The sequence below is a fragment of the Allobosea sp. 47.2.35 genome (genome assembly GCF_024655635.1).
GTDB lineage: Bacteria > Pseudomonadota > Alphaproteobacteria > Rhizobiales > Beijerinckiaceae > Allobosea.
This window is the reverse complement of record NZ_JANLGI010000023.1, coordinates 32,901-56,178: the sequence shown is the minus strand read 5'-3', so window position 1 is coordinate 56,178 and position 23,278 is coordinate 32,901. Positions and strand designations below refer to the sequence as shown.

Genomic DNA, 23,278 nt, shown 5'->3' with positions numbered 1-23,278 from the left:
CGCGCCGCCGCGCGCCCGGCCGGCGGCGAGGAGCGCGTGCAGCGCCCTGTCCGCCCGCGGTCCGCGGAGGAAGCCCCCAAGCCGACCCGCGCGCAGGTCAAGGCCGAGACAACCCAGGTGCTCGCGACCGGCGTGCAGCAGCTCGTGGTGACACCGGACGAGAACGAGATGCGGATCGACCGCTTCCTCGAGGCGCGTTTCCCGCAGCTCTCCTTCAGCCATATCCAGCGCATCGTCCGGAAGGGTGAGTTGCGCGTCGACGGCAAGCGCGCCGACAGCAAGGACCGGCTCACCGAGGGCCAGACCGTGCGCATCCCGCCGCTCAAGCTGGAGGAGCAGGCGGAGCGGCCGCGCTCGGCCAAGGCCGATGCCGACACGATCGGCTTCCTGCGCTCGATCACGCTTTACGAGGACGATGACGTCATGGTCCTCAACAAGCCGGCCGGGCTCGCCGTGCAGGGCGGCTCGGGCACGACGAAGCATGTCGACAAGATGCTGGAGGCTCTGACCGGCAAGGACGGTCAGAAGCCGCGCCTTGTCCACCGGCTCGACAAGGATACGGCCGGCTGCCTCGTCATCGCCAAGTCGCGCTTCGCGGCGGCGACGCTGGCCAAGACCTTCCGCTCGCGCGCGGCCCGCAAGGTCTACTGGGCGCTGGTCGTTGGCGTACCACGCGTCAAGCAGGGCCGGATCTCGACCTATCTCGCTCGCGAAGAAGCCTATGACGGCGACCAGCGCATGGCCGTCGCCCAGCATGGCGAGGACGGCGCGATGCATGCCGTGACCTATTATGCGGTGGTCGAGACGGCGGCGCAGAAGCTCGCCTGGCTCTCGCTGAAGCCGGTGACCGGTCGCACGCACCAACTGCGCGCCCACACGACCCATATCGGCCATCCGATCATCGGCGACCCCAAATATTTCAACATCCAGAACTGGGAGCTGCCCGGCGGCATCCAGAACAAGCTGCACCTGCTGGCACGGCGGATCGTGCTGCCGCATCCGCGCGGCAAGGGCACGATCGATGTCAGCGCGCCGCTGCCGCCGCATATGCGCCAGAGCTGGAACCTGCTCGGCTTCGACGACGCGCCCTACGACCCGATCGTCGAGGCGCCGGACGAGTGACGCCCATCCTTGGGTGATGACGAAACGTAAGAGAACAGTTGCGGAACAAAACGCATTCTGTTCTAACTATGTTCTCATCATCGGAGGGGCTGGCCATGCGTACGGTTTTGATTGTTACCGCCTTCGCTCTCGGTCTTGGCGGAGTTGCCCAGGCACAGACTGCGGCGCCGGCCAAGGCGCCCGCGCCGACACCTGCTGCGACATCCGCCGACGAGCCGATTCCGCGGGCTGAGCGGGCCAAGGCCCGGCAGGATTGCGTGTCCGAGAACATCGCGCTGACCGGCGAAGACCTGCGCGCGGCGATGCGCATCTGCATGCAGGGCAAGTTCCCGGGCGTGCAGCTCTATGCCCGTGACGGCGTCACGCGCGACGGCAAGCCGACGGCCGTGGCGGTGCGGGCGGCCTGCAAGGACGAGGTCGACGGGCGCAAACTGCAGGGTTCCGAACGCATCGCGGCGCTGACGGCCTGCTTCAACGGCAAGCGCCCGGACCTCGCTCACCGCTCGGAATGCCGCAAGGAGGCGCGGGCCAAGGGGCTCGACGGTGCCGAGCTGCGCAAGGCGGTGGACAGCTGCGCCCGCGACGGCAAAGGCTGAGCAGCCTGCAAGCGGGATGACGCCATGCCGGACTTGCAGTGGATCGCCGGGGCGATCCGGGTTAAAGCGCCGGCATGGACCTCATCATCTTCGATCTCGACGGCACGCTGATCAATTCCGAGGCGATCATCCTCGAAGCGCAATATGAGACCTTCAGGCGCTGCGGGCGGGTGCATCCGGGTCGCGAGGCGGGCTTGGGAATCGTCGGGCTGACCCTGGACATCGCGATGGCGCAGCTCGCCGGGCTCGACGCACCGGACGAGGTGCTGACCGAGACCTATCGCCAGGTCTTCGGCGCGATGCGGGTGCAGGCCGAGAGCGATCCCTCGCTGGACGAGCCGCTTTTCGCGGGCGTCGCGGAAACGCTGGCCGAACTGAAGCGCCATGGCGGCCTGAAGCTCGGCATCGCCACCGGCAAGTCGCGCAAGGGCGCCGAATTCATCGTCGCCCGGCATGGCTGGCAGGGGCTGTTCGACACGGTGCAGTCGGCCGACGATGCGCCTTCGAAGCCGCATCCCGGCATGATCCAGCGGGCGATGGCCGAAACGGGGGCGACGCCCGCGCGCACGGCGATGGTCGGCGACAGCTCCTTCGATATCGAGATGGCGGTCGCCGCCGGCGTGGTGCCCGTCGCGGTTTCCTGGGGCTTCCAGCCGGTCGAGAGGCTTGTCTCGCTCGGCGCCCGGCATGTCCTGCGCGAGTTCCCGGAGCTGCCGGCGGCGCTGGGCCTACCGAAGGCCGTGGCGGCGTAGGGCCGCCCGACGCTTTGCCTTTTTGGGCGGGATTCAGCTCCGTCCGAACCTGCCTGCGCGGCTCACTGTCCGGGCGTTCGGCCGCTGCCGTTCGCCGGAAGATTCCGGCAGCATGCCGCGGCCCAGTAACATCCTCGCAACCAAACCGACTCAGTTCCGTTTAACCTGAATAACCGTTCAGATTTGCGCATTAACCACCTGATGCCGGGGCGGGGTGCATGGTGTTCCCACAACAGGGACGTACCGGCACACAACAACGCCGGACAGGGGTTCGAACATGATGGATCATGAGCTTCGTGAATTCGTCGATCGCGTGATGGATCGTCGCGCGATCGACGAAGAAGACGTCAAGATGCTTCAGCGGAACATCTTGAGCGACATCGTCATTACGCGGGACATCGTCGACGTTCTCATCGCGCTCGACCGCGCCGTGCCGCTCAACTGCAAGGCCTATGCGGATTACCTCGTGGCTCTGGTCGTCGATTTCGCCGTCTGGGAGAACCGCCCGACCGGCGTGATCGACCGCGACAAGGCGCATTGGCTGGTGACGACGCTCTCGGCCGGCGAGGGACCGACCGCGACCGCCCAGCGCATCGCCAACGAGATCGTTCGCGAGGCCGAACACTGCGACGAGACGCTGCTCGCCTTCGCCTTCGCCAAGGGCGCGGCGAAGGACGTGGTCCGGGCGGGCGTCGGCGCCGCCCCGCGTATCGTCCTGCTCGCGAGCTGAGCGTCATCATCAGGCTCGGCCCGAGAAGCTCGGGCCGAAGATGGAAGTTTCTCCTTGCAGGGGAGATGTCCGGGTCAGGCCCGGGCATGATGGAGTCGGGTAGAGGCTCCGTCTGACCGGGCGCACCGCCCGGACCTGTGCATCCTTGCACAACGGCTTGGCCGATAGCCGACTTTCGCATCGGTGGACGGCAGTTGCGGCATCCCATAGACCCCGGCTATTGCAGTCTGGTCTGAAGCCGGGAGTGGCCGCGCATGTTCTCGAAGATCCTGATCGCGAACCGCGGCGAGATCGCCTGCCGTGTCATCAAGACGGCGCGGCGCATGGGCATCAAGACGGTCGCCGTCTATTCCGATGCGGATCGCGATGCGCTGCATGTCGAGATGGCCGACGAGGCCGTTCATATCGGCGCCGCTCCCGCCGCCCAGTCCTACCTCCTGATCGACAAGATCATCGACGCCTGCAAGGCGACCGGCGCGCAGGCCGTGCATCCCGGTTACGGCTTTCTGTCCGAGCGCGAGGCCTTCGCCCAGGCACTGAAGGATAACGGCATCGTCTTCATCGGCCCCAATCCCGGCGCCATCGCCGCGATGGGCGACAAGATCGAGTCGAAGAAGGCAGCGGCCGCGGCCAAGGTTTCGACGGTTCCGGGCTTCCTCGGCATCATCGAGAGCCCCGAGCACGCGGTGACCATCGCCGACGAGATCGGCTATCCCGTGATGATCAAGGCCTCGGCCGGCGGTGGCGGCAAGGGCATGCGCATTGCGCATTCGGCCGGTGAGGTGGCGGAAGGCTTCGCCCGCGCCAAGTCGGAAGCCGCGTCCTCCTTCGGCGACGACCGCGTCTTCGTCGAGAAGTTCATCGTCGATCCCCGCCATATCGAGATCCAGGTTCTCGGCGACAAGCACGGCAACGTCATCTATCTCGGCGAGCGCGAATGCTCGATCCAGCGCCGCAACCAGAAGGTTCTGGAGGAGGCGCCGTCGCCGCTGCTCGACGAAGCGACCCGCAGGAAGATGGGCGAGCAGGCGGTCGCGTTGGCCAAGGCGGTGAACTACGACTCGGCCGGCACGGTCGAGTTCGTCGCCGGCCAGGACAAGTCGTTCTACTTCCTCGAGATGAACACCCGGCTCCAGGTCGAGCATCCGGTCACCGAGATGATCACCGGGATCGACCTCGTCGAGCAGATGATCCGGGTCGCCTATGGCGAAAAACTCGCGATTTCGCAGGCTGACGTGAAGCTCGACGGTTGGGCGGTGGAGAGCCGCGTCTATGCCGAGGACCCGACCCGCAACTTCCTGCCCTCGACCGGCCGGCTCGTCACCTATCGGCCGCCGAGCGAGGGGCCGGATGGCGAGGCCATGGTGCGCAACGACACCGGCGTCTTCGAAGGCGGCGAGATCTCGATCTATTACGACCCGATGATCGCGAAGCTCGTGACGCACGCGCCGACGCGCGAAGCGGCGATCAAGGCGCAGGCACGCGCGCTCGATGCCTTCGCCATCGACGGCATCCGCCACAACATCCCCTTCGTCGCCGCGGTGATGCAGCATCCGCGCTGGATCGCCGGCAATCTCTCGACCGGCTTCATCGCCGAGGAATTCCCGGAAGGATTCTCGCTGCCGGTGCCGCAGGGTGAGACCGCGCAGCGCATGGCCGCGATCGCGATCGCCTGCGACCACCGCATGAACCAGCGTAAGCGCCATGTCTCGGCGCAGATGGAGGGCTGGCGCAAGGTCTCCTTCGACCGCCTGCGCATCGTCCAGCTCGGGTCTGAGCGCTTCGAGGGCGAGGTGACGGAGCAGGGCGGGGCGGTCGTCATCGCCTTTGCCGGCCGCAGCGTCAGCGTCACCAGCGACTGGGTGCCGGGCGAGCCGGTCTGGCACGGCACGCTCGATGGGGTGAAGGTCGCGGCGCAGGTGCGCCCGATCCTGAACGGCGTCGCGCTCGGCCATGCCGGCGCCTATGCCAATGCTCATGTCTATACGCAGCGCGAGGCGGAACTCGCCGCGCTGATGCCGGAGAAGGTCGCCGCCGATACCGGCAAGTTCCTGCTCTGCCCGATGCCGGGCCTGGTCAAGTCGATCGGCGTCACGGTCGGGCAGGAGGTCAAGGCCGGCGAGCCGCTCGCCATGGTCGAGGCGATGAAGATGGAGAACGTGCTGCGCGCCGAGAAGGACGTCACCATCGCCAAGATCCTGGCGAAGGAGGGCGACTCGCTCGCGGTCGATGCCGTCATCATGGAATTCGCCTGAGGAGATTGCTCCAGCTTCCGGCGGAGCGAGGCGTTTGAGGAGCCTGTCATGCTGACGATCTGGGGCCGTTTGAGCTCGATCAACGTCCAGAAGGTGGTCTGGGCCGCGGGCGAGGCCGGGCAGGCTTTCGAGCGCATCGATGCTGGCGGGCCATTCGGCGGGCTCGACACGCCCGAATTCACGGCGATGAACCCGAACCGGCAGATTCCGGTGCTGCGCGACGGCGAGCTCGTCCTCTGGGAGTCGAGCAGCATCCTGCGCTATCTCGCGGCCCGCTATGCCTCGGGCGTGCTCTGGGAGGAGGATCCGGCGCGGCGCGTGCTGGCCGATCGCTGGATCGACTGGATGCAGTCCGAATTGCAGCCGGCGCTGGCGCCCGTGCTCTGGGGCGTGGTGCGCAAGGTACCAGCCTTCACCGATCCGAAGGTCATCGCCGACGGCGTAGCCCGCGCCGAGGCGCTGATGACGATCCTCGAGGCGCAGCTGGCGGAACGGTCCTTCCTAGCCGGTGAGCGTTTCGGCATGGCGGATATCGCGGTGGGCTGTGGCGTCCACCGCTGGCTCAACATGCCGGTGGAGCGGGTCGCGCGGCCGCGAGTCCAGCACTGGTACGAAACGGTCTTCGCGAGGCCGGCCGCGCAAGCCGCATTGCCGTTGCCGATCGCGTGAGGTCGCAAAGACCCGCTTGATCAATGCGTTGTCGCTGGCATGATGGCGGCATGAGCGCTTTTCGGACGATCCTGCTTCTGTGCAGCCTCGCTGCGACCGCGCCCGCGGTGGCACAGACGTCGCCGACGCTACGAACCGATCTCGCCGCGCTCTCCGGCTGCCTGCGCGACAGTGGCTCTGCGCCCTCGACCTGCATCGGTACGGTGGCCGTCGCCTGCGTGCGCGCCGCCAGCAACGATCCACGCGGTGCCGAAGCCGCTTGCGCCCGGCGCGAGGAAGCGGCGTGGCGTGAGCGGCTAACGCTTGCCTTGCAGGTGACGGGACGCACGCTCGATGCCGGCCAGCGCAGCCGCCTCGCGGCGTTGCAACTCGCCTGGGAAAGCTATGTCACCCAGAAATGCGCCTTCTACGGCGCGACCCAGCGCGAGGCGTTGCAGGCCGGGCGGCAGGCGGGCTGCGAGTTGCGAGAGGTCGCCGGTCGCGCGATCGAACTTGCAAAGGCTTTGCCGCAGGCCGGCGGACGGCGCCCGCAATCACCGCCGCAGATCATTCGCTGATCGTGCCATCCCGCTAGGTGCTTTCCGGATGTCCCGGTTCAGAAAGCCGTCAGCTTTTGCCAGTAGGACTTGAGCGGTCTTCCCTCGGTCCGGGCCCTCGATGTTCTTCGTTCTCTCCAAGGTCGTCTGGTTCGTCCTGTCGCCGGTCAATTTTGCGATCCTGCTTGCGGGCCTATCGGCGCTGCTCGCCTTCACGCGCTTCGCCCGGCCGGCGCGCTGGATCGGGCTGATCTCGCTCACCGCGCTCGGCCTGATGGCCTTCAGCCCGCTGCCGCGCGCCGTGCTGAGGCCGCTGGAGGATCGTTTCCCGCAGCAGGATGCCCGCAAGACGCCGGTGACCGGCATCGTCGTGCTCGGCGGCGCGATAGGCGTGGCGCGCGGCGATGTCGCGATGAACTCCTCGGCGGCGCGCATGACCAAGGCCGTGGAGCTGGCGCGATTGCATCCGCAGGCTAAGATCGTCTTCACCGGCGGAGCCGCCAACCTGATCTCGGAAACGACCGTGACCGAGGCGGATGGCGCGAAGCTGCTGCTCGAAGGGCTCGGCCTCGATCCGGCCCGGCTCATCCTCGAAGGCAAGTCGCGCAACACGCGCGAGAACGCCATTTTCACGCGCAACCTCGTCGATCCCAAGCCCGGTGAGCGCTGGCTTCTGGTGACGTCCGCCTGGCACATGCCGCGTTCGATCGGCGTCTTTCGCAAGGCCGGGTTCGCGGTCGAGGCCTTCCCGGTCGATTTCTGGTCGAGCGGCAAGCCCAGCGATTTCATCCGGCCTTACAGCCGCGCCCCGCGTGCGCTCGAAATCGCCGATAACGGCTTCAAGGAATGGGTCGGCCTCGTCGCCTACCGGCTCGCGGGCTACACGGACGCGCTCTTCCCGGGGCCGTAAGTCAGGGCGCCGTCATTGTCAGGACCAGACGATAGACGCCGCGAAAGTCGTCGGGATCGACCGGCCGGCCCTTGCGGGTGATGACGAGCCTTCCTTCCTTCATCAGCTTCACGGCGGCGCGGCGCACCGGCTGCATCAGAGGTCCCCAGCCGTCAGGATGATCGCCACCGAGGCGGCGGGCGACATCCATCGGCGAAATCGTCAGGCCTGCTTCGCGCTGGGCCAGCAGCTCGAGGATCGCGCGCTCGATCGCTTTGGGTTCGATGCTCATGACCCACTCGGATAGGTGAAGACGCGGGCGGCGTCGGAGGCGTATTGGCGGCGATACATCGCGACCAGCACCGCGCCGGTGAAACCGATGAAGGTGATCGGGCCGAGAAACCAGCCGAGATAGGCCAGCGCGAAGAAGAAGGCGCGCTGGCCGCGGTTGAAATGGCGGCCGGCGGCGATGTTCATCTCGATCGTCTCGTGAACGGCATGGGCCATTGCCTGCTCGTCCTTGCTGTCGAACGGGGGCAGGGCGCCGAGCAGGATGACGCAGTAGTTGAACAGCCGATAGGCCCAGGCGAACTTGAAGAAGGCGTAGCCGAAGATGCCGACGAGCCCGATGATCTTCACCTCCCAGACGGAGCGAAGGGTCACCGGAACGAAGGGCAGGTCGCTGAAGATGGCGACGGCGCGGTCCGTGGCGTTCAGCAGAGCGAGCGTACCGCCGATCGCGAGCAGAGAGGTCGAGGCGAAGAAAGCGGTGCCGTTCTGCAAACCGCCCATCACCTGCGTGTCGACGATCCGCACCTCCCGGCCCGCCGCCTCGCGAATCCAGCGGGCGCGGCGCAGGTTCATCCGCATGTTCAGCGTTCGGGCGGCGTGCGGGCCCAGCTCGACGGCATAGTGATAGCCGACCCAGGAGGCGGCGAAGAACGCGAGCGCGATGACGTCCAGATTGCTGAAACCGAGCATGCTGCCGCTCTGCCATTTCGGGAGCCGGAGAGGCAAGCAGCTTGTGACGAAGCCGCTCGGGCGACAAGCCGGACGGCATTGACGCTGTAGCGGCGAGCCGCCACGGTGCGGCCGGAATCGGGGAGGGCGTTCGGCATGCCGCAGACCATCACCAAGGGCTACAAGGCGCTGGTCGCGGAAGCCGAGAGCCGGATCGCGACGCTGTCGGTCGAAGAGGCGCAGGCGCTGCACGGCAGCGACGCCGTGGTCTTCGTCGACCTGCGCGATCCGCGCGAGCTGGAGCGGGAAGGGCGGATGCCCGGCGCCTTCCATTGCCCGCGCGGCATGCTGGAATTCTGGATCGACCCGGAAAGCCCCTATGCCAAGCCGGTCTTCCAGCAGGATAAGCGCTTCGTCTTCTTCTGCGGCGGCGGCTGGCGCTCGGCGCTGGCCGCTCAGGCGGCGCAGGAGATGGGGCTGAAGCCGGTCGCGCATGTGGCCGGCGGGTTCAGTGCCTGGAAGAGGGCCGGCGCGCCGGTCGAGACGGCCCCGGCCGACAAGAAGGGCTGAGAGTTAGACCTTGTCCCACGTCATCATCGTTCTGCTGGTCGCGGCTTTCATCTTCCGCAAGCCGCTGGGCAAGCTGCTCGCGCGACGCTGGCCCAACCATGCCAAGCGCCAGCAGGTGCTGGGCACGATCATCGCCGCCTTCGTGCTGGTGATCGCGGTCCGGCTCCTGGCCCTGTTCTGGTAAGCCGGCATACAACTCTGCCTTGAATTGGGCGTAGACACCTCGTGCAGCCATTGCATGAGAGGCGGGCTTGCGCGCTGCTTAAACATCAGGCATCTTCCTTCGCCTTGGCTCCAACTCAAGAAAGGGAGGGCTGAATGAAATTCATCAACATCGCAGCCACTCCCATGCGACCAACCCGGCACTAGGTCGGTCTCGCACGAGGCCCGCCTCCGGGTAGCCTCCTGAGCCTTTTTCCAACTTCCATCTTTCATTGCCGAAGCCGGCGCGCGTCGTCGTCTTCGCCTGATTTCGGAGTCGGCGGCCGTCTCGGCGCCGAATGACGCTATGTCTCAGGATACTCAAACCGGGCGGCGCGAGCCGTTCCGGGCCGTTCTCGGCTTCACGTTCAAGCATTGGGCGCGCCAGCCCGGGCAGGTCGCCTGGGTGGCCGGCGTCACCATCGTCGCCACGCTCGCCGAGCTGTTCACGCCGGTCTATGCCGGTCGCCTCGTCGATGCGGTGTCGGGCACTGTCGGGGCCGGGGGCGCGGAAGCGGCGCTCTGGGCGCTCGGGGCGATGATGGTGCTCGCCGCCATCATGGTGATCGGGCGGCATTTCGCCTTCACCGGCATCACCACGATGACGCTGCGCACGATGAGCGACGTCTCGCAGGAGGCCTTCGCGCGCCTGCAGCGCTTCTCGACCGACTGGCACGCGAACAATTTCGCGGGTTCGACGGTGCGCAAGATCACGCGCGGCATGTGGGCGCTGGATCTTCTGACCGACACGGTCCTGATCGCGCTCCTGCCGTCGCTGGTCATCCTGCTCGGCATGACGGCGGTGCTGGCCTGGCACTGGCCGGCGATGGGCCTCGTCGTGGCGCTGGGTGCGCTGGCCTATATCGGCCTGACGCTGGCGCTCTCGCTGCGCTTCGTCGCGCCGGCGGCCCGGCTCGGCAATGCCTGGGACACGCGTCTGGGCGGCGCGCTGGCCGATGCCATCACCTGCAACCCGGTGGTGAAGGCCTATGGCGGCGAGGCCCGCGAGGACCTGCGGCTGGCGACGGTCGTCTCCAAGTGGAGCCGCAGGACGCAGCGCGCCTGGCTGCGCGGCACCTGGTCGGGTACCGGCCAGAACGTCGTGCTGCTGGTGCTGCGCGCGGCGGTGATCGGCCTCGTGATCTGGCTCTGGGCGAACGGGCAGGCCTCGCCCGGCGACGTCGCCTTCGTGCTGACGGCCTATGCGGTAGTGCACGGCTATCTGCGCGATGTCGGCCAGCACGTCCATAACCTGCAGCGCTCGGTCAACGACATGGAGGAGCTCGTCTGGATGCACGATCTTCCCTATGGCGTGCCGGACCACAAGGGCGCGGTGGATATGGGCGTGACGGCTGGCGAGATCGCCTTCGAGGACGTGACCTTTCACTATGGAGGCCATCACGATCCCCTCTACCGCGATTTCTCGCTGACCATCCGTGGCGGCGAGAAGGTCGGCCTCGTCGGCCGCTCGGGCTCCGGCAAGACGACCTTCGTCAAGCTGGTGCAGCGGCTCTACGACGTGACCGGAGGCCGCATCGCGATCGACGGGCAGGATATCGCCGGTGTCACGCAGGCGTCCCTGCGCCAGCAGATCGCGATCGTGCAGCAGGAGCCGGTGCTGTTCCACCGCTCGCTGGCGGAGAACATCGCCTATGGCCGGCCGGGCGCGAGCCTGGCGCAGGTCGAGCAGGCGGCGAAGCTCGCCAATGCGCATGAGTTCATCATGCGCCTGCCCAAGGGCTACGCCACGCTCGTCGGCGAGCGCGGCATCAAGCTCTCGGGCGGCGAGCGCCAGCGCGTCGCGCTGGCCCGCGCCTTCCTGGCCGATGCGCCGATCCTGATCCTGGACGAGGCGACCTCGAGCCTCGATTCGGAGTCGGAGGCGCTGATCCAACAGGCGATCGAGCGCCTGATGGAAGGCCGCACCACGATCGTGATCGCACACCGTCTCTCGACGGTGCGGGCCATGGATCGCATCCTGGTCTTCGATCGCGGCCGGGTGATCGAGGAAGGCCCGCACGAGGCCCTGCTGACCCGCCAAGACGGCGCCTATCGCGCGCTGTTCGAGAAGCAGGTCAGCGAGCTGGCCAAGGGGCTGGCGGCGTAACCGCTGCCAGTGTCCTCGAACACGGAAAGGGCCGCGCGAGCGGCCCTTTTTCATTCGGATTCTATTTCGGCTCCCGCGCCCTCATCTCATCCGCTACAAGTCCGGAAGAGATGGCGCTATCGAGAAATTCCTGCACGAGTGGAAGCGCTCCGGACGTGGCGATGGGCACCGCCATGGCTTGCCTGATCTCCATGAAGGGCTCCTCGATCAGGCGGACGCCCGGATTTCGGGCGACGAACGCCGCCGCGGGTTGGCGAATCCCGGCCCCGGCCTCCAGGCCTTGCGAAAGAAAGTGAGGCAAAGCTTCGTCCGAGGTCGGAACGCGCACGATCTCAGCATGCTTCAGGGTCCGCGTGAGATGCAGATCGTAGGCAGCTCCGCGCCCGACAGAAATCCTTACGCCCTGCTGGTCGATGTCCTGAAGGCTCCGGAACGGCGACGACGCGGCAACCACGAATACGCCTTCGATCGTGAGATAGGGACGGGTGAAGGCGATCTGGGTGGCGCGTTTCGGGTCGATGGCAAGAAAAGCCAGATCCCAGGCGTCGGCACCGGCGGCTTCCACGACCTTGCCGGCCCCGTCATAGGGAATGAATTCGAGTTCGAGGCCTTCCTGCTCGGCCAGGGCGCGAGCGAGCGCAACCGTCACGCCGGTGAATTCACCGGCGGCCGTGCGTTGCGCCAGCACCGGGTTGCCGAGATTGATCGCGGCCCTCAGCCGTCCGGTCTTCGACAAAACGCTGCTCATCCGTGTCTCATGGAATTCTGATGCCGCTCATGGTCGGCGCCTTTTCCAGGGCGGCGTCGGTCAGATGCGCCTCCAGCCTTTCGGCTCCGCCTGCCTTGTCGCCGGCCAACAAGGCTTCGATGATGCCGAGATGCTCCTGGCAGACGCGCTGCACGCGGTCCCGGTCGAGGGGCCGGCCATATTCCATCAGGCGGCGCAACTGGTTGAGGCGCGCCAGTGTCTGGACGAAGAAGCGGTTGCCGGACATCGCCGCAATGCCCTCGTGGAAGGCGGCGTTGATCTCGAAGAGCTCGACCTGGCTGAGATGGCGGTAGCCCTGGTTCAGCACGAAGCTCTGCTGGTCGCGCAGCGCGCCCAGCCTGACCGGGTCCGGCTGGAACTCGGGTGCGCGGATCGAAGCCGGCTCCATGATCTGCCGGAACCGGTAGTTCTCCCGATAGGCCTCCAGGCTGTCGATCAGGGGCTGGAAGGCCCAGCCCCGGCCCGCCCGGCGCTCGATCCAGCCTTCCGCCGCGATCCGCGCCAGGATGTGCCGCAACCGCGCCCGCGACAGATGATAGCGGCGGATCAATTCGTTCTCGCTGACCACATCCGGCAGGGCCTGCCCCAGCCGATCCATGGCGATGGCGAGATAGGTCTCGGATTCGTCCTCCATCGCCTCGCCGTCGGCCGGAGGCTCGGACGAGGCGGGCGTGTCCTTCAGGAAGAAGCCCTTGTTGGGCCGGCGCTCGAGGACGCCGGCCTCGGCCAGATGCGCCATCGCGGCACGGATCGGCGTTCGCGAGGCGCCGAGCAGCGGCTGCAGGGAATCCTCGGTCAGATGATGGCCGCTCTGCCAGCCGGACGAACGCGCATGCGACAGAATCTGGCTCGCCAGCTTGAGTTGCAGCGCGGTCGGGGCATTGGTCATCGGTTATTGTCCGCCGGAGGCCGGGATGGCGACCTCTCCCTGCATCAGCCGTCGTGCCGTGCGGAACAAGACTGCGCTATCGGCCGTCCACATGCCATCCTTTTGGCGGACAACCGCCCCCACCGAGACGAGGCCGGAAGGATTGGCGACGCGAACCTCGCCAGCGGCGTTGGCCGGCCGAGAGAGGCGGTTCGGGATGGTGCCGGCGATCTGCGTGGCCACGCCGAGATTGAGGCCGCCCGTGCCGGGAATGGCCTTGTGGGCGCGCTGCATCGAGATCATGCGCGTGCCGATGTCGTATTGGTCAGGTCCGAAAGTTTCCCCGTCCAGTGCCTTGAACGTGACGGGGACCGCGACCATCGCGATGCGGGGCGTCTGAAGGCCGACCGCTTCCGGATTGGCTCCGAGCCCGAGCAGGACACCCGTGCGACGACGAATGGCTTCCAGCTTGTCCATGACGCCGGGGCTGGCCTCGATCTCGTCAGGGGTTTCCGCCCCCGTCAGGCCGAAGGCCGTGGCGGCAACATAGACGATGAGCGATGTGGCATCGACGATCGAGACCTCGAAGCGGCCATCCCCGCCGAGGTCGATCGTGTCGACGACGTTTCCGCTCGGCAGCAGCTTGCCGGTGACGGCGCCGTCGGGATCGAGGAAGTCGAGCCGGATGCGCGAGCCGGGCGTCGCGACACCGGCGATGACATAATCGCCCTGCGTCTGCGCCTTGCCATCCTTCACTTGGAAACGCGAATGGATCAGCTTGCGCGTATTGGTCTGGTGGATGCGGACCAGCGCCTCGCCATCCTTCGCGGCAACGAGACCCTCGTCCACGGCGAAATGGCCGACGGCGGAGGAGAGATTGCCGCAATTATTGCTCCAGTCGGCAACCGGCTGATCAACCGCGATCTGGATGAAGGTGTAGTCGACATCGGCGTCGGGATGGGTCGGCGGCCCGATGATGACCGCCTTGGACAGCGAGGAGACGCCGCCCCCCATGCCGTCGAGCTGGCGTCCGTAGGGATCGGGGCTTCCCAGAGCGGCGACGAACATCCTGCTGAGGGTGTCGCGATCTTCAGGCAGAACCTTCGCGTTGAAGAACACGCCCTTGCTCGTGCCACCGCGGTAGAAGACGGCGGGAATGAAGTGCTGGCTCATGCTGTCCTCGCGATCGGTGCGTCGGCGCCCATGTAATCCCGCCAGACGAAGGGCAGGATGCCGCCATGGCGCCAATAGGCGATATCCTCGGGCGTATCGAGACGGATGATCAGGGGAATGTCGAGGGTTTCGCCACTGCTGCGGGTCACCTTGCAGCTCACGCTGTCGCGCACGGCGAAATCGCGGTCGAGGCCGGCGATGTCGTAGGTTTCGCTGCCGTCGAGATCGAACGATTCGACGAGTACCCCCTCCGCGAATTGCAGTGGCAGCACGCCCATGCCGACCAGATTGGTCCGGTGGATGCGCTCGAACCCCTCCGCGATCACGGCCTTGACGCCGAGCAGCGCGACGCCCTTCGCCGCCCAGTCGCGCGAGGACCCGCAACCATAGTTCTTGCCGGCGATCACGACGAGCGGCGTGCCGCGCGCCATATAGGCCTGCGCCGCTTCGAAAATGCGCATCTGCTCGCCTTCCGGCATGACCCTGGTGAAGCCGCCCTCGATGCCGGGGATGATGCGGTTGCGCAGGCGGATATTCGCGAAGGTGGCGCGGACGGCGACCTCGTGATTGGCCCGGCGGGTGGTGTAGTTGTTGAAGTCGGCCTTCTTGACCCCATAGGACAGGAGCAGGTCGGCCGAAGGCGTGCCGAGGCTGATCGCGCCCGACGGCGAGATGTCGTCGGTGGTGATCGAGTCGCCGAGGATGACCAGCGGCCGGGCGCCGCGGATGTCGAATGACCGGGAAGGCTCCGGCGAAAGGCCGGCGAAATAGGGCGGCTGGCGGACATAGGAGCTGCCAGGCTGCCAGCTGAAGAGCGCGGAGGGTTTTGTCGCCAGCTGCGCCCAGGGTTCGCCACCGTCGAAGAGATCGGCATATTTCTCGGTGAAGACATCGGGCGTATAGGCGCTCGCGACCAGCGCATCGATCTCGGCGAAGCTCGGCCAGATATCCGCGAGGAAGACCGGCTTGCCCTCTGCCGAGATGCCGATCGGCTCGCGGGTGATGTCCACCGTCATCGAGCCGGCGATGGCATAGGCGACGACCAGCGCCGGCGAGGCGAGATAGGCCGCCCGGACATTGGGATGGATGCGCCCCTGGAAGTTGCGGTTGCCCGAAAGCACGGCGGTCGCGACGACGCCGTTGTTCTCGATCGCGTCGGCGATCGGCTGCGGCAGCGGCCCCGAGCCGCCATTGCAGGTCGTGCAGCCGAAGCCGACGACCTGAAAGCCGAGTGCGTCGAGATCGCGCTGCAGGCCGCAACGCTCCAGCACTTCGGCCACCACATGGCTGCCGGGTGCCAGCGAGGTCTTCACCCAGGGCTTGGACTTCAAGCCGAGGCGCGCGGCATTGCGGGCGACCAAGCCGGCCGCGATCATCCCGACAGGGTTCGACGTATTGGTGCAGCTCGTGATCGCCGCGATCGCCAGATCGCCGTCCCTGATCGCGAAATCGGCGCCAGCGACCGGATGACGCTGAGCGGCGGGCTCGCGGCCGGCAATCGCCTGGCTATGCGCGACGAAGGCCGTCGCGGCGTCAGCGAGGTCGAAGCGATCCTCGGGATTTTTCGGCCCCGCCATGGACGGGCGGATATCGGCCAGGTCGACCTCGACCACGAGATCGTAGGCCGGCGCCGGTGTCGTCTCGTCGCGCCAGAGCTTCTGGGCGCGGGCATAGGCCTCGACCAGGGCGATCTGTTCGGCTGGCCGTGCGGTCATCCTGAGATACTCGATCGAGCGTTGGTCGATCGGGAAATAGACCGCTGTCGCCCCGTATTCCGGCGCCATGTTAGCGATGGTGCCGCGGTCGGCGACGGAGAGCTGCGTCATCCCGGTGCCGAAGAACTCGACGAACTCGCCGACGACACCGACCTTGCGCAGGCGTTCGGTGATGGTCAGCACGAGGTCGGTCGGCATCACGCCCTCGCGCAGCTTGCCCTTGACCTCGACGCCGATCACGCGCGGCAGCGCCATCGCCACGCCCTTGCCGAGCATCACGGCTTCCGCCTCGATCCCGCCGACGCCCCAGCCGAGGAGGCCGAGGCCGTTGATCATCGGCGTATGGCTGTCCGTGCCGACGCAGGTGTCGGGCGATGCCACCTGCATCCCCTTCAGCTCTTCGGTCCAGACGACCTGACCGATCTTCTCCAGATGGATCTGGTGCATGATGCCCTTGCCCGGCGGCACGACACGGACGCGCTCGAAGCTCTCCGAGCACCAGCGCAGGAACTCGAAGCGCTCGGCATTCCGGCGATATTCCATCTCCAGGTTGAGGCGCGGTGCATCGCGCGTGCCGAAAAAGTCGACCTGAAGCGAATGGTCGATGACGATATCGACCGGCACCGCGGGATTGACGACGCCGGGGTCGCGGCCCGCTGCCGCGAGAGCGTCGCGTAACCCGGCCATATCGACCAGCATCACCTTGGCGAGAATATCCTGCCCGTAGATGCGGGTGGGCTTGAACGTCAGCGCCGCTCCGGTCTCGCGCTGCAGGACGGCCTGGACCTGCGCGTCGTTCTCCACCCCCTCGAAGAATTGCTGCCTGAGCAGGTTCTCGAGCACGACGCGCAGCGAAAACGGCAGCCGCTCGATGCCGGGGTAACGAGCGATCGGCACATAGCGCACCCGCCCGGCTTCGGCCCCCAACGCGGCCAGCGTGGCTCTTTCCAACATGACGGCTCTCCCTGAACTGGCTCGTTGATTATATCTTGCATATCTAAAAAACAATAGCTACGGATATCCAAAATACAATATATTGCCATCCAACTGGGAGGATGCAGAACATGCGCAAGACGATGCTTTCGATCGCGATGGCGGTCGGTTTTTCGGGAATGGCGCTGGCCGAGCCGGCCAAGGTGATGGTGCCGGCGGGAGCGGGCGGGGGCTACGACACCACCACGCGGCTCGCGATGACGATGCTCGACAAGAGCGGCCAGTTCAAAGACGGCGCTGTCTTCACCAACAAGCCCGGTGCCGGCGGGACGCTCGGGCTCGGCGAGTTTATCCGCACCAGCAAGGGCCAGGACAACGCCCTGATGGGCATGGGCGTGATCCTGCTGGGCTCGATCATGGCGACGAAGGGCTCGCCGCAAATTACGGAGACGACGCCAGTCGCGCGCCTGACCTTCGAATATAACGGGCTCGCGGTGCCCGCGAACTCCCCGATCAAGACCGTCAAGGACCTGACCGAGGCCCTGAAGGTCAATCCCGGCGCCGTGGCGTTCGGCGGCGGGTCGGCCGGCGGCATCGACCACATCATCGCCGGCATGATCGCCAAGAGCGCCGGCCTGCCGCTCCAGCGCCTGAACTACATCGCCTATGGCGGCGGCGCCGAAGCCGTCACGCAGCTCGCCGGCGGCAAGATCGCCGTCCTCGTCTCCGGCGCCTCGGAGCTCAAGGGCCTCGCCGATGCCGGGCGTGTGCGGATCATCGCGGTGACCTCGGACAAGCGCCTTCCCGGCATCGACGCCCCGACCCTGAAGGAAAGCGGCGTCGACATCGCCATGGGCAACTGGCGCGGGATCGTCGGCGCGCCCGGCATGTCGGCGGCGGCTCGCAAGGCCTGGGTCGAGCGCTTCGCCAAGGCGACCGAGAACGCGGAATGGAAGACCGAGCTCGACAAGTCCGGTCTTCAGAGCGCCTATCTCGGCGGGGATGATTTCGCGGCCTTCATCGCCAGCGAGAACGCGCGGATCAGGCCGATCCTCGAGGAACTCGGGGTCGCCAAATGACCGCGACGGTCACGTCCTTCCCGGCGCGACGGTTGTCGCGCTGGGGTTTGCCGGTCGGCGTCCTGACCCTCGGAGCGGTCCTGCTTCACGAGGCGACCGACCTGCCGCTGACACAGGCCTATGCCGGGATCGGCCCCGGTTTCTTTGTCCTCGCGGTCGGTCTCGTCCTCACGGCCCTGGGGCTCGCCCTCGGCTATCAGGTCTTGAGAGGCGCCGTCTTCGAGCCCGAGGAAACCGAGGGCGCCGATATCGGCCGGCCGATGTCCTGGAATGGCTTCCTGACGGCTGCGGCCGGTGTCTTCCTGCCGATCGGGCTGATCGGCCAGGCTGGCTTCCCGCTCGGCGGAGCCATGGCCTACGCCTTCATCACCCGCGCCTACGGCTCCGGGAAGCCGCTTATCGACGTCCTGATCGGCTTTGCCGTCGCGTCGCTCACCTGGCTCGCCTTCACGAGGCTCGGCGTCCAGCTCGGCGGCTTCTTCCCGCCCGGAGGCTTCTGATGTCCGTTCTCGACGCCCTGATGCACGGCTTCGCGGTCGCGCTGCAGCCGATGAACCTGCTCTGGGCGCTGACCGGCTGCGCGCTCGGGACTGCGATCGGCGTCCTGCCCGGGATCGGCCCGGCGCTCACCATCACCTTGCTCCTGCCGGTCACCGTGACGATGTCGCCGACGGCGGCTTTCATCATCTTCGCCGGTGTCTTCTACGGCGCCATGTATGGCGGCTCGACTACTTCGATCCTGATCAATACGCCCGGCGAATCCGGCTCGATGATCACGGCGCTCGAAGGCAACAGGATGGCCAAGAACGGCCGCGGCGCGGCGGCGCTCGCGACCGCCGCCATCGGCTCCTTCGTTGCGGGAACGATCGGCACGATCCTGCTGACCGCGGCCGCGCCGACGATCTCGGAGATCGCCTTCGTCTTCGGCCCGGCCGAGTATTTCGCGCTCGCGGTCCTGGCCTTCACCTCCGTCTCGGTCGTGCTCGGCACCTCGATCCTGCGCGGCCTCGTCTCGCTGTTCTTCGGGCTGGCGCTCGCCGTGATGGGCACCGACTATCAGGCCGGCCTGCCGCGCCTGACCTTCGGCGTGCCGGAACTGTCCGATGGCATCGGCATCACCATCGTGCTGGTCGCGATGTTCGCGGTGGGCGAGATCCTCTTCGTCGCCAGCCGCCTCAGCCGGGAACCGCAGAAGGTCATCGAGGTCAACGGGCCGATCGCGATGTCGCGCGAGGACTGGCGGAGATCGTGGAAGCCCTGGCTGCGTGGCGCGGCACTCGGTTTCCCGATCGGCGTCATGCCGGCCGGCGGCTCGGAAATCCCCACGCTGCTGTCCTACACGCTGGAGCGGCGCCTTTCGAAGAACCCGGAAGAATTCGGTCATGGCGCAATCGAGGGCGTCGCCGGACCCGAAGCGGCGAACAACGCCGCCGTCGCCGGCGTCATGGTACCGCTGCTCACGCTCGGCCTGCCGACCTCCGCGACGGCGGCGGTGATGCTGGCGGCCTTCCAGAATTACGGTCTCCAGCCCGGCCCGACGCTGTTCACCAGCAACCCCGAACTGGTCTGGGGCGTGATCGCCTCGCTCTATATCGGCAACCTGATGCTGCTGGTCCTCAACCTGCCGATGGCGCGGGTCTGGGTGAAGCTCTTGGCGATCCCGAAGCCGCATCTCTACGCGGGCATCCTGATCTTCTCGCTGGTGGGCGTCTGGGGCCTGTCTCAGTCCTGGGTCGAACTGTTGGCACTCGCGCTGCTGGGGCTCGTCGGCTACGGCTTCCGCTGCTGCTCCGTGCCGATCGCGCCGGCACTCATCGGTCTCATTCTTGGCCCGATGGCCGAGTTGCAGCTTCGTCGCGCGCTGGCCATCGGTCAGGGCGACCCGATGACTCTGGTTTCATCCCCGATCGCGGCGGGGCTTCTGATCGTCGCGTCTCTGCTGCTGCTGATTCCGTTGCTTCGGTTCCTTCAGGGCCGGCGCAATGAAACTCCGACGTTGACGGCTGCCCAATAAGCCCGCCCGACCGCGAGGCCGGCCCATGCGGCACCAGAACGCGGCAACGAGCCGGCTGGCTGGTTTCGGAGCGACGTGCGGGCCGGCCGATGAGATCGGCAGGCCCGCACAGAAGCGCGATCTACGAAAGACTGTTGGGGCGCTGCGTGATCAGCGCGGCGAGGGCGTCGGCCGTGGCGGCCGACAATGTCCAGCCAAGGTGGCCATGTCCGGTGTTGTAGAACACCCGCGGGTTTCGGCCGTGCATGACGCGCGGCACCATGTCCGGCATCATCGGCCTCAAGCCAGCCCAAGGGACGACCTGGCGTGTGCTCATCTTCGGGAAGTGCTGGCGGCACCAGGCGATCAGAGGCTCGACGCGCGCAGCCCGGATATCCTTGTTGTAGCCGTTGAACTCGGCCGTCCCGGCGACGCGGAAGCGCGTTGCTCCCAGGCGGCTGGTGACGATCTTGGCCTGATCGTCGAGCAGGCTGGTCCAGGGTGCGGCGTCCTGATCGGCCTTCTCCGGCAAATCCACCGTGATGGAATAGCCCTTCACCGGATAGACATTCATCCGGTCGCCGGCCTTCGCAGCGAGCTGGCGCGAGCCGACGCCTCCGCAGATCACGATCGAATCGAAGGTCGCGACCTGCGTCTTCGTTGAGCGCGGTTCCGCTTCGGATAGGGCGAAGCCGATCTCGACTGACCTCGCGCCGGGCGTGATCGAGAGGACATCGACGCCGAACCGCATCTCGGCGCCGCGTTTTTCGCAGGCGTTTGAAAGGCCTAGCGTGAACTTGTGGATGTCGCCGGTGAAGTCCGAAGGGGTATAGAAGCCGCCATGGAAGTCGCCGTGCAGCGCCGGCTCGATCGACCGGATTTCCTGCGGGGTTACGGCTCTTCGCTCCAGCCCGGCTTTGGCCAGGAGCGAGGTCACCCGTGCGGCTGCCTCGAAATCCTTCCTGCCGCGATAGACGTGCAGGATTCCGCGCTCTTCGCAGTCGAAGGCTATGCCTTCCTCAGCCGCAATCCGCCGCAGGTGATGCCGCGCCTCCATCGCCAGGCGGGCGGTCGTGATGGTGTTTTCCTCGTAGCGCGGGATCGCGGCGACGAACTCCGCCATCCACGAGAGCTTGTGCCATCCCGGCCGCGGACCGACGAGCAGGGGAGCGCCCGGCGTGAACATCCACTTGATGCCCTTCAGCATCGTCGACCAGCTGTTCCAGACCTCGGCATTCGAGGCGGAGAGCTGGCCGCCATTGGCGAAGGAGGTCTCCATCGCGGCATAGGGATGCCGTTCGAACACGGTGACCCGGCAGCCACGTTTCAGCAGGTTGTAGGCGGTGGTGATGCCGGTGATTCCGGCGCCGATCACGGCGATATTGAGGGTCTCTGTCGACAAGAAAGCGCTCCTTCCGCAGTCCCTGCGGATGTGGCGCCCCCTCTGTCATTGGCCTGAGAGCTTCGCCCGCGCTCATCATCGAGCAGCGGGCTTACACCGTCGGCGGGAGCTGCTGCTCCGCTTTTCAGAGTTTCAATTCAGGTGCGGTTCTTTTGCCTGAGAGTTTCCGGGGCGGTTGCTCCGTCGGCGCCTTCCCGGATGACCCGAGACGATCTCTCCCGCGAGTTCGATAGCGGCACTATATCCGATCCGCCGGTTCCGGAAAGCCATCGTTCCCGAAACGGGCCGCTTGCGCGATGCTCTCCTCGGCAGGTCAGTTGCGAGGCAGGGGCAGCGCTCCCAGCCTCGCCGTCAAGGCTTTGCGTCCGGCCCCGGAACGCGCGGCACGAAGCCCCCAAGGAACAGCCTGTGGCCCAGTTCGTCGCATCGGCATCGGTGGAGAATGAGCGGGCTGGCGGAGAGGCGTCCTTGCGGCGGACACGGGCTTGAGATCCGTCGCTCGCTTCGAGATCCTGACGGGCACGAGCCACACTGGCACAAGAGTGCCGCAGCGCAGGAGAAGTCACTGGTGTCAGGGGAAAGAATCGAAAAGGCCCGAGCTGCCAAGTCATAGCAAGCTCGGGCCTTTTTGAATTTGGTGCGGTCGAGAGGACTCGAACCTCCACGGGTCTCCCCGCTACCACCTCAAGGTAGTGCGTCTACCAATTCCGCCACGACCGCAGCTCGTTTCCGGTTGCGGGCGGTGCAACCAGGGAGCGGCGCCGATCTAGCAAATCGAATCCGCCGCCACAAGAGCGTCATGAAGGAAAAACGCAGAAGCGCGATTTTTCCCCAGGAGGGGCCGATTCAGGCCGCGTCGGCGACGGTCTGCAGGGTGTAGATCGTCGGGCGCTTGAGCATCTGGGTGATTTCGACGGAGATTCGGGCGCCGCTGACCACGACGATTCCCTTGGCGAAGGGGTGGTTGTTGGCGAGAATCTGGACCTCGTCGGTCTCACTGGTGTTCAGTTCGATGATCGCGCCGCGGCCGAGGCGCAGCAGCTTGTAGATCGGCATTTCGGTCTGGCCGAGCACCACCGTGAGTTCCACCGGGACGAGATCGAGATCGGCCTTCAAGTCCTGCCTCCGGAACCCTACTTCAGAATTGGACCAGCGAAACTTGCCTGCCCGCCGGTTTTGGGCGCAAGAGGCATTCCGCGGGTCGGGCCGGTGTGTCGCCAGCCCGGAAACTTTGGACGGAACATGGTTAAGCCATGGTGAAGATGCGTGAGGAACTGGCCGTCTCCTTCCTGCCGGAAGAGGTGTCCGAGCCAGTCGAATGGGTCGTGAGCGAAGGGCTCGTCGGCTATGACGAGGCCGTTGCCGAGATGGAGGCCCGCGCCGGGCTGATCGCGGACGGGCTGGCGCGCGAGCGGGTCTGGCTGGTCGAGCATCCGCCGCTCTATACCGCCGGCACCTCGGCCCGCGACGAGGACCTGATCGCGCCGGAGCGATTCCCGGTGTTCCGCTCCGGGCGGGGCGGGCAGTTCACCTATCACGGCCCCGGCCAGCGCGTGGCCTATGTCATGCTGGACCTGAAGCGCCGCCAGCCGGACCTGCGCCGCTTCGTCGCCGCGCTCGAAGGCTGGCTGATCGGGACGCTCGACGATTTCAACGTCCGTGGCGAGCGGCGCGAGGATCGGGTCGGCGTCTGGGTGCGCCGCCCCACCAAGGGCGCCGGTGTCGAGGACAAGATCGCGGCGATCGGCATCCGCGTGCGGCGCTGGGTCTCGTTCCATGGCATCTCGCTCAATGTCGAGCCGGACCTCACGCATTTCGACGGCATCGTGCCTTGCGGCGTCAGCCAGCACGGCGTGACCTCGCTGGTCGATCTCGGCCTGCCGGTGACCATGCCAGAGGTCGACTCGGTGCTGCGCGAGGCGTTCGAGCGCGTCTTCGGGCCGACCGTTCAGGCCTGAT

General features: G+C 66.6%; 23 protein-coding genes, 1 tRNA gene and 1 riboswitch. Of the genes, 15 read left to right on the top strand and 9 right to left on the bottom strand.

Going from position 1 to position 23,278, the window contains the following annotated elements; all coding sequences use genetic code 11:
- The 8 genes from NUV79_RS21910 to NUV79_RS21875 all read left to right on the top strand — a co-directional run.
- The coding region (locus NUV79_RS21910; RefSeq protein WP_257735190.1) for an RluA family pseudouridine synthase at positions 1 to 1,122 on the top strand (1,122 nt) is incomplete at its 5' end.
- 95 nt (positions 1,123 to 1,217) lie between these two features.
- Entirely contained in the window at positions 1,218 to 1,718 is a 501-nt protein-coding gene (locus NUV79_RS21905; RefSeq protein ID WP_257735189.1) for a hypothetical protein, read from the top strand.
- 74 nt (positions 1,719 to 1,792) lie between these two features.
- Positions 1,793 to 2,470: an HAD-IA family hydrolase gene (locus NUV79_RS21900; RefSeq protein WP_257735188.1), complete on the top strand. Its 678-nt coding sequence runs from the start codon at positions 1,793 to 1,795 to the stop codon at positions 2,468 to 2,470.
- Between the two features lie 277 nt (positions 2,471 to 2,747).
- Positions 2,748 to 3,200, top strand: coding sequence for a hypothetical protein (locus NUV79_RS21895; RefSeq protein WP_257735187.1), 453 nt, complete (start codon positions 2,748 to 2,750; stop codon positions 3,198 to 3,200).
- Positions 3,201 to 3,454: 254 nt separating this feature from the next.
- Positions 3,455 to 5,455 (top strand): acetyl-CoA carboxylase biotin carboxylase subunit, encoded by a 2,001-nt coding sequence (locus NUV79_RS21890; protein WP_257735186.1) that lies wholly within the window; start codon positions 3,455 to 3,457, stop codon positions 5,453 to 5,455.
- Positions 5,456 to 5,503: 48 nt separating this feature from the next.
- Positions 5,504 to 6,124 carry a glutathione S-transferase family protein gene (locus NUV79_RS21885; RefSeq protein ID WP_257735185.1) on the top strand — a complete coding sequence of 207 codons (621 nt, stop codon included), beginning with the start codon at positions 5,504 to 5,506 and terminating at the stop codon, positions 6,122 to 6,124.
- Positions 6,125 to 6,174: 50 nt separating this feature from the next.
- Positions 6,175 to 6,681 carry a lysozyme inhibitor LprI family protein gene (locus tag NUV79_RS21880; RefSeq protein WP_257735184.1) on the top strand — a complete coding sequence of 169 codons (507 nt, stop codon included), beginning with the start codon at positions 6,175 to 6,177 and terminating at the stop codon, positions 6,679 to 6,681.
- Positions 6,682 to 6,781: 100 nt separating this feature from the next.
- Positions 6,782 to 7,570: a YdcF family protein gene (locus NUV79_RS21875; RefSeq protein ID WP_257735183.1), complete on the top strand. Its 789-nt coding sequence runs from the start codon at positions 6,782 to 6,784 to the stop codon at positions 7,568 to 7,570.
- A 1-nt stretch (position 7,571) separates the two neighbouring features.
- On the opposite strand, the gene NUV79_RS21870 is transcribed toward NUV79_RS21875, so the two are convergent.
- Both NUV79_RS21870 and NUV79_RS21865 read right to left on the bottom strand, forming a co-directional pair.
- Entirely contained in the window at positions 7,572 to 7,841 is a 270-nt protein-coding gene (locus tag NUV79_RS21870) for a DUF3253 domain-containing protein (protein ID WP_257735182.1), read from the bottom strand.
- The gene (locus NUV79_RS21865) at positions 7,838 to 8,530 is read right to left on the bottom strand and encodes a DUF599 domain-containing protein (protein WP_257735181.1); all 693 of its coding nucleotides are present in this window, start codon (positions 8,528 to 8,530) and stop codon (positions 7,838 to 7,840) included. Before NUV79_RS21865 ends, NUV79_RS21870 begins: the two co-directional genes overlap by 4 nt.
- Positions 8,531 to 8,665: 135 nt before the next feature.
- On the opposite strand from NUV79_RS21865, the gene NUV79_RS21860 reads away from it, so the two are divergent.
- The 3 genes from NUV79_RS21860 to NUV79_RS21850 all read left to right on the top strand — a co-directional run bounded on the left by NUV79_RS21860 (position 8,666) and on the right by NUV79_RS21850 (position 11,387).
- Positions 8,666 to 9,079 (top strand): rhodanese-like domain-containing protein, encoded by a 414-nt coding sequence (locus tag NUV79_RS21860; RefSeq protein WP_257735180.1) that lies wholly within the window; start codon positions 8,666 to 8,668, stop codon positions 9,077 to 9,079.
- Between the two features lie 10 nt (positions 9,080 to 9,089).
- A complete protein-coding gene (locus tag NUV79_RS21855; protein WP_257735179.1) occupies positions 9,090 to 9,263 on the top strand; it encodes a hypothetical protein in 174 nt (57 codons plus the stop codon).
- Positions 9,264 to 9,587: 324 nt separating this feature from the next.
- Complete coding sequence (locus NUV79_RS21850) at positions 9,588 to 11,387, top strand: ABC transporter ATP-binding protein (protein WP_257735178.1); 1,800 nt, start codon at positions 9,588 to 9,590, stop codon at positions 11,385 to 11,387.
- Between the two features lie 61 nt (positions 11,388 to 11,448).
- Here NUV79_RS21850 and NUV79_RS21845 read toward each other — a convergent pair whose 3' ends face one another.
- Genes NUV79_RS21845 through acnA form a run of 4 tightly spaced genes read right to left on the bottom strand, consistent with a single transcriptional unit; the run spans position 11,449 to position 16,866 of the window.
- On the bottom strand, positions 11,449 to 12,135 hold the full coding sequence (locus NUV79_RS21845) for a transporter substrate-binding domain-containing protein (RefSeq protein WP_257735177.1): 687 nt from the start codon (positions 12,133 to 12,135) through the stop codon (positions 11,449 to 11,451).
- 7 nt (positions 12,136 to 12,142) lie between these two features.
- Positions 12,143 to 13,045 (bottom strand): GntR family transcriptional regulator, encoded by a 903-nt coding sequence (locus NUV79_RS21840; RefSeq protein ID WP_257735176.1) that lies wholly within the window; start codon positions 13,043 to 13,045, stop codon positions 12,143 to 12,145.
- A gap of 3 nt (positions 13,046 to 13,048) precedes the next feature.
- Positions 13,049 to 14,197: a 2-methylaconitate cis-trans isomerase PrpF family protein gene (locus tag NUV79_RS21835; protein WP_257735175.1), complete on the bottom strand. Its 1,149-nt coding sequence runs from the start codon at positions 14,195 to 14,197 to the stop codon at positions 13,049 to 13,051.
- Positions 14,194 to 16,866: an aconitate hydratase AcnA gene (gene acnA / locus NUV79_RS21830; RefSeq protein ID WP_257735174.1), complete on the bottom strand. Its 2,673-nt coding sequence runs from the start codon at positions 16,864 to 16,866 to the stop codon at positions 14,194 to 14,196. The genes NUV79_RS21835 and acnA overlap by 4 nt, the downstream gene beginning before the upstream one ends.
- Before the next feature lie 110 nt (positions 16,867 to 16,976).
- Here acnA and NUV79_RS21825 point away from each other — a divergent pair, with 110 nt between their 5' ends.
- From NUV79_RS21825 to NUV79_RS21815, 3 genes are read left to right on the top strand one after another with little or no spacing between them, the layout of a single operon-like run.
- The gene (locus tag NUV79_RS21825) at positions 16,977 to 17,924 is read left to right on the top strand and encodes a Bug family tripartite tricarboxylate transporter substrate binding protein (protein ID WP_257735173.1); all 948 of its coding nucleotides are present in this window, start codon (positions 16,977 to 16,979) and stop codon (positions 17,922 to 17,924) included.
- Complete coding sequence (locus tag NUV79_RS21820) at positions 17,921 to 18,424, top strand: tripartite tricarboxylate transporter TctB family protein (RefSeq protein ID WP_257735172.1); 504 nt, start codon at positions 17,921 to 17,923, stop codon at positions 18,422 to 18,424. Before NUV79_RS21825 ends, NUV79_RS21820 begins: the two co-directional genes overlap by 4 nt.
- Positions 18,424 to 19,938: a tripartite tricarboxylate transporter permease gene (locus NUV79_RS21815; RefSeq protein WP_257735171.1), complete on the top strand. Its 1,515-nt coding sequence runs from the start codon at positions 18,424 to 18,426 to the stop codon at positions 19,936 to 19,938. The genes NUV79_RS21820 and NUV79_RS21815 overlap by 1 nt, the downstream gene beginning before the upstream one ends.
- A 121-nt stretch (positions 19,939 to 20,059) precedes the next feature.
- On the opposite strand, the gene NUV79_RS21810 is transcribed toward NUV79_RS21815, so the two are convergent.
- The 3 genes from NUV79_RS21810 to NUV79_RS21800 form a co-directional block, all read right to left on the bottom strand.
- On the bottom strand, positions 20,060 to 21,319 hold the full coding sequence (locus NUV79_RS21810; RefSeq protein WP_257735170.1) for a D-amino acid dehydrogenase: 1,260 nt from the start codon (positions 21,317 to 21,319) through the stop codon (positions 20,060 to 20,062).
- Between the two features lie 134 nt (positions 21,320 to 21,453).
- Positions 21,454 to 21,550: riboswitch (glycine riboswitch) on the bottom strand.
- Between the two features lie 404 nt (positions 21,551 to 21,954).
- Positions 21,955 to 22,039, bottom strand: a tRNA-Leu gene (locus tag NUV79_RS21805).
- A gap of 126 nt (positions 22,040 to 22,165) precedes the next feature.
- Positions 22,166 to 22,435, bottom strand: a complete 270-nt coding sequence (locus tag NUV79_RS21800) for a FliM/FliN family flagellar motor switch protein (protein ID WP_257735169.1) — start codon at positions 22,433 to 22,435, stop codon at positions 22,166 to 22,168.
- A gap of 137 nt (positions 22,436 to 22,572) precedes the next feature.
- On the opposite strand from NUV79_RS21800, the gene lipB reads away from it, so the two are divergent.
- Positions 22,573 to 23,277: a lipoyl(octanoyl) transferase LipB gene (gene lipB / locus NUV79_RS21795; RefSeq protein WP_257735168.1), complete on the top strand. Its 705-nt coding sequence runs from the start codon at positions 22,573 to 22,575 to the stop codon at positions 23,275 to 23,277.
- The last annotated feature ends 1 nt before the right edge of the window (position 23,278 follow it).

What these genes read in the sequence shown, in the direction of transcription:
- NUV79_RS21895 (WP_257735187.1), top strand. Translation starts at nt 2,748, where the DNA reads ATGATGGATCATGAGCTTCGTGAATTCGTCGATCGCGTGATGGATCGT.
- NUV79_RS21880 (WP_257735184.1), top strand. Translation starts at nt 6,175, where the DNA reads ATGAGCGCTTTTCGGACGATCCTGCTTCTGTGCAGCCTCGCTGCGACC.
- NUV79_RS21860 (WP_257735180.1), top strand. Translation starts at nt 8,666, where the DNA reads ATGCCGCAGACCATCACCAAGGGCTACAAGGCGCTGGTCGCGGAAGCC.
- NUV79_RS21885 (WP_257735185.1), top strand. Translation starts at nt 5,504, where the DNA reads ATGCTGACGATCTGGGGCCGTTTGAGCTCGATCAACGTCCAGAAGGTG.
- acnA (WP_257735174.1), bottom strand. Translation starts at nt 16,866, where the DNA reads ATGTTGGAAAGAGCCACGCTGGCCGCGTTGGGGGCCGAAGCCGGGCGG.
- NUV79_RS21825 (WP_257735173.1), top strand. Translation starts at nt 16,977, where the DNA reads ATGCGCAAGACGATGCTTTCGATCGCGATGGCGGTCGGTTTTTCGGGA.
- NUV79_RS21820 (WP_257735172.1), top strand. Translation starts at nt 17,921, where the DNA reads ATGACCGCGACGGTCACGTCCTTCCCGGCGCGACGGTTGTCGCGCTGG.
- NUV79_RS21900 (WP_257735188.1), top strand. Translation starts at nt 1,793, where the DNA reads ATGGACCTCATCATCTTCGATCTCGACGGCACGCTGATCAATTCCGAG.
- lipB (WP_257735168.1), top strand. Translation starts at nt 22,573, where the DNA reads ATGGTGAAGATGCGTGAGGAACTGGCCGTCTCCTTCCTGCCGGAAGAG.
- NUV79_RS21875 (WP_257735183.1), top strand. Translation starts at nt 6,782, where the DNA reads ATGTTCTTCGTTCTCTCCAAGGTCGTCTGGTTCGTCCTGTCGCCGGTC.
- NUV79_RS21845 (WP_257735177.1), bottom strand. Translation starts at nt 12,135, where the DNA reads ATGAGCAGCGTTTTGTCGAAGACCGGACGGCTGAGGGCCGCGATCAAT.
- NUV79_RS21865 (WP_257735181.1), bottom strand. Translation starts at nt 8,530, where the DNA reads ATGCTCGGTTTCAGCAATCTGGACGTCATCGCGCTCGCGTTCTTCGCC.
- NUV79_RS21835 (WP_257735175.1), bottom strand. Translation starts at nt 14,197, where the DNA reads ATGAGCCAGCACTTCATTCCCGCCGTCTTCTACCGCGGTGGCACGAGC.
- NUV79_RS21850 (WP_257735178.1), top strand. Translation starts at nt 9,588, where the DNA reads ATGTCTCAGGATACTCAAACCGGGCGGCGCGAGCCGTTCCGGGCCGTT.
- NUV79_RS21905 (WP_257735189.1), top strand. Translation starts at nt 1,218, where the DNA reads ATGCGTACGGTTTTGATTGTTACCGCCTTCGCTCTCGGTCTTGGCGGA.
- NUV79_RS21815 (WP_257735171.1), top strand. Translation starts at nt 18,424, where the DNA reads ATGTCCGTTCTCGACGCCCTGATGCACGGCTTCGCGGTCGCGCTGCAG.
- NUV79_RS21890 (WP_257735186.1), top strand. Translation starts at nt 3,455, where the DNA reads ATGTTCTCGAAGATCCTGATCGCGAACCGCGGCGAGATCGCCTGCCGT.
- NUV79_RS21870 (WP_257735182.1), bottom strand. Translation starts at nt 7,841, where the DNA reads ATGAGCATCGAACCCAAAGCGATCGAGCGCGCGATCCTCGAGCTGCTG.
- NUV79_RS21840 (WP_257735176.1), bottom strand. Translation starts at nt 13,045, where the DNA reads ATGACCAATGCCCCGACCGCGCTGCAACTCAAGCTGGCGAGCCAGATT.